This is a genomic window from Bacillus sp. S4 (assembly GCF_040838205.1).
GTDB lineage: Bacteria > Bacillota > Bacilli > Bacillales > Bacillaceae_G > Bacillus_A > Bacillus_A cereus_U.
In genome coordinates this window covers 1-2,959 of the sequence record NZ_JBFPJI010000373.1, presented here as the reverse complement: position 1 = coordinate 2,959, position 2,959 = coordinate 1, and the positions used below count along the sequence as shown (strand labels likewise).

The following is a 2,959-nucleotide window of genomic DNA, read 5'->3' as shown; positions in this document are numbered from 1 at the left end:
ATTTAGAAATAAATTATAATGAAATAATTTTATTATGTAAACAAAAGAGCACTTTTTAAAAAGTGCTCTTTTCTATAAATGATACAGGATTTCCTAATTACTTCATTGAATATAGATTGAAAATAAGAAAGGAAGTTGAATAATGACTACAATATATTTCGTTCGCCATGCCCACTCTACATATACAAAAGAAGAAAGGGAACGTCCTTTATCTGAAAAGGGGTACTTGGATGCAGAGAATGTAACACATTTATTAAAAGATGAACATATTGATGTTGTGATTTCAAGTCCTTATAAAAGAGCGATTCAAACTGTGCAAGGAATTGCGAATACATATAATGTATCGATACAAATAGAAGAAGCTTTACGAGAAAGGTTATTAAGTAAAGAACCAGTACAGGATTTTAATGATGCTATTCAGAAGGTGTGGGAAGACTGGACTTTTGCATACGAAGGCGGGGAATCAAATGATGTAGCGCAAAGGCGTGCTGTATTATGTATGCAAAATATATTGGGAAAATATAAAGGGAAGAATATTGTAATAGGCACTCATGGGAATATTATGGTTTTACTTATGAATTATTTTGATTCGAAATATGATTTTCAGTTTTGGAAAACACTTCACATGCCCGATGTGTACAAATTAGCTTTTAATAGTAATCGTTTCATTTCTGCTGAAAGAATAGAGAGAATAGGTCATCGGATAAACATTTTGTAAAAGTTTATCAAAAAAAGAGGAAAGAGAGAAGGTATTGTAGAAGTATGACTTTGTAACATAAAAACTATTTGTTAAAGGAGGCTGTTTACATGTTTGAGAAAGAGAAAGAAGGGCTTATTGAAGTTCACAACGTATATGAAATCGCACCAGCAGATGGAGCAATTATAGGTATGGCAACGGAAGAAGAAATGGAGATTGCTGCTGAACTAGAGTTACAGTACTATGCCCATTCTCGTTTATTAGAAGCAAATATTCAGTTAGACGGTTCCTCCTATAAAGAGTTACTTCAGGAGTTCCAGGAGTACGAAAGAAAATCAATGAATTTTTGGAGAGCAATACATAAACGTTTAGCTGTGCCATGGGCATGGGTACTACGTATTGATGTTGCGAATGGTCCTATATATGTAAGCAATGGGAGTTCGTATTATGAAGAAGTTGATGATGACGAAGAAGACTATGAATAGATAAGTAAGGAAGCAGCTTTAGTTGCTTCCTTTTTTTGTGTGTAAAGATTGAATGACTTGAATGATAATATCTGGTCGATCATTTTCTATTCCGTGACCAGCATGTTCGGCAAGAATATATTTGCTGTTTATTGAGAGGTGTAATTGTTCACGAATAAGTTCTTGCCACATATCTTCAAGTTGTGTAGCTTCTTCTTTTGGCATACCGCCCTCAATCAATTGAGCAATACAATATTGAGGATCTCTACCGATAACGATTAATGGTATTTCTAATGTTTTATGTTGTTTTTTTATTGAGCGAGCACAATATTCCCACTCGGACAGTTCAGAAGCTGTCGCTTTATATAATGAAGGAGATGTAGAAAATTTGATATGCTGTTGTGTTGTATTGACGAGCGTAGGTTTTAGTTCAGTATAAAGCGCGTCTGCATCCATGTTGGAGTAAGTATGATATTTTTGTAGCCACATATCATCAGAATCAGTTTGATCAGAAATCGGTAAATGAAGCTCATCTAATCGGTGTAAGTTCATGGAAGTAGAATCAACTAAAATAAGTGCTTTAATTTGATCCTCATGTAATATCGCAAAATGTTGTGCGCATAAACCTCCATAGGAATGACCAATTAAAATGATTGGCTCGTAAATAGCTAGTTCATGTAGCAGCATATGTAGTTCCTTTGCAGCTTGTATTGTTGTACGTGGATTAGTTCCTAGCTCACTTTCTCCGTAACCTGGGCGATGATATGAAATGACTGTAAAGTTTTGTGAAAGCTTTTCTATAATAGGAAGCCAATCATAAAATGAGCATCCCATTCCTGTTTGAATGACTACAGTTTGTTTACTACTACCTCTCATATATACTTCTACATTTTGTCCAAATATCTCTACTGATCTATTAATAGTAATTCCCCCTAAGCTTGAAATACTTTTTGGCAAGTAAAGACGATACACCAGGCACATATGCCGAAGAGTATAGATGTACTAAGTGAAAAGGAGTTTTTTAAACTGATATAAACAATAAATAGTAGTAGTGCAGATGCAGGAAATCCATATAATACGCCTAAAGCGAATTGACTTAACTCTTGTTTACTCCCACCTTCGAAAGAAATCCAAAATAAACTAAGTAAACTAATAAGAGGAAGAGCTGCGATAAAGCCGCCTATCGTACTATAATGTTTAGCGACTTCAGTAATCACGCCGATAATAAGTGCCGAAACGATGACTTTAACGAGGAAATGCATATTTTGCCTCCTTCGCTAATAAAGAAAAGGCTTTTTCGATTAATTGTTGTTCTTCTTTTGATAACTGTGATTCTAATATTTTTATCTTTTCTTTATCTAGTAAAGTATGCTTTTCTAATACTTCCATTCCTTCTGCCGTTAATGTAAGGTTCACAACTCTTTCATCTTGTTTATTTCTTTCTTTCATGATAAATCCTTTTTGAATAAGACGTTTTACATGTTCGGACGCTGTGTTATTAGATAAACCAAGTTCAGAAGCAATTTTTCCAATTGTTATATCTTTCTCACGGGAAACGATTTGTAAAATACGAATTGCTTGATGAGAAAGATTGTCTTCATATTCATAGCGTAAGTGGTAGTATATTGTCTCCCAATGTGGATTAATGTCTTTCATATTATAATTCCCCCTAATTTTTATATCGTACTATAAGATATATTCGTCTTGTAAGAATTAAAATCCTGTTATTTTCATAATAAATGTTGAAAAAGTTTATTTTTATTGAAATATAAGGTAATCTATGTGTAAAGGTATACAT

The 2,959-nt window shown here is 33.5% G+C and carries 5 protein-coding genes; 2 read left to right on the top strand and 3 right to left on the bottom strand.

All coding sequences use genetic code 11. The features are described from left to right. The first annotated feature begins 142 nt into the window (after positions 1–142). Both AB3X48_RS20295 and AB3X48_RS20290 read left to right on the top strand, forming a co-directional pair. The gene (locus AB3X48_RS20295) at positions 143–718 is read left to right on the top strand and encodes a histidine phosphatase family protein (RefSeq protein ID WP_016104443.1); all 576 of its coding nucleotides are present in this window, start codon (positions 143–145) and stop codon (positions 716–718) included. 89 nt (positions 719–807) lie between these two features. Continuing rightward, complete coding sequence (locus AB3X48_RS20290; protein WP_000461761.1) at positions 808–1,182, top strand: hypothetical protein; 375 nt, start codon at positions 808–810, stop codon at positions 1,180–1,182. Between the two features lie 18 nt (positions 1,183–1,200). On the opposite strand, the gene AB3X48_RS20285 is transcribed toward AB3X48_RS20290, so the two are convergent. Genes AB3X48_RS20285 through AB3X48_RS20275 form a run of 3 tightly spaced genes read right to left on the bottom strand, consistent with a single transcriptional unit; the run spans position 1,201 to position 2,817 of the window. Next, complete coding sequence (locus AB3X48_RS20285; protein WP_016104444.1) at positions 1,201–2,142, bottom strand: alpha/beta fold hydrolase; 942 nt, start codon at positions 2,140–2,142, stop codon at positions 1,201–1,203. Continuing rightward, positions 2,094–2,423 carry a DUF3147 family protein gene (locus AB3X48_RS20280; protein ID WP_016104445.1) on the bottom strand — a complete coding sequence of 110 codons (330 nt, stop codon included), beginning with the start codon at positions 2,421–2,423 and terminating at the stop codon, positions 2,094–2,096. The genes AB3X48_RS20285 and AB3X48_RS20280 overlap by 49 nt, the downstream gene beginning before the upstream one ends. Next, positions 2,407–2,817: a MarR family winged helix-turn-helix transcriptional regulator gene (locus AB3X48_RS20275; protein ID WP_016104446.1), complete on the bottom strand. Its 411-nt coding sequence runs from the start codon at positions 2,815–2,817 to the stop codon at positions 2,407–2,409. Before AB3X48_RS20275 ends, AB3X48_RS20280 begins: the two co-directional genes overlap by 17 nt. Positions 2,818–2,959: the final 142 nt, after the last annotated feature.

What these genes read in the sequence shown, in the direction of transcription:
- AB3X48_RS20295 (WP_016104443.1), top strand. Translation starts at nt 143, where the DNA reads ATGACTACAATATATTTCGTTCGCCATGCCCACTCTACATATACAAAA.
- AB3X48_RS20290 (WP_000461761.1), top strand. Translation starts at nt 808, where the DNA reads ATGTTTGAGAAAGAGAAAGAAGGGCTTATTGAAGTTCACAACGTATAT.
- AB3X48_RS20285 (WP_016104444.1), bottom strand. Translation starts at nt 2,142, where the DNA reads ATGTGCCTGGTGTATCGTCTTTACTTGCCAAAAAGTATTTCAAGCTTA.
- AB3X48_RS20280 (WP_016104445.1), bottom strand. Translation starts at nt 2,423, where the DNA reads ATGCATTTCCTCGTTAAAGTCATCGTTTCGGCACTTATTATCGGCGTG.
- AB3X48_RS20275 (WP_016104446.1), bottom strand. Translation starts at nt 2,817, where the DNA reads ATGAAAGACATTAATCCACATTGGGAGACAATATACTACCACTTACGC.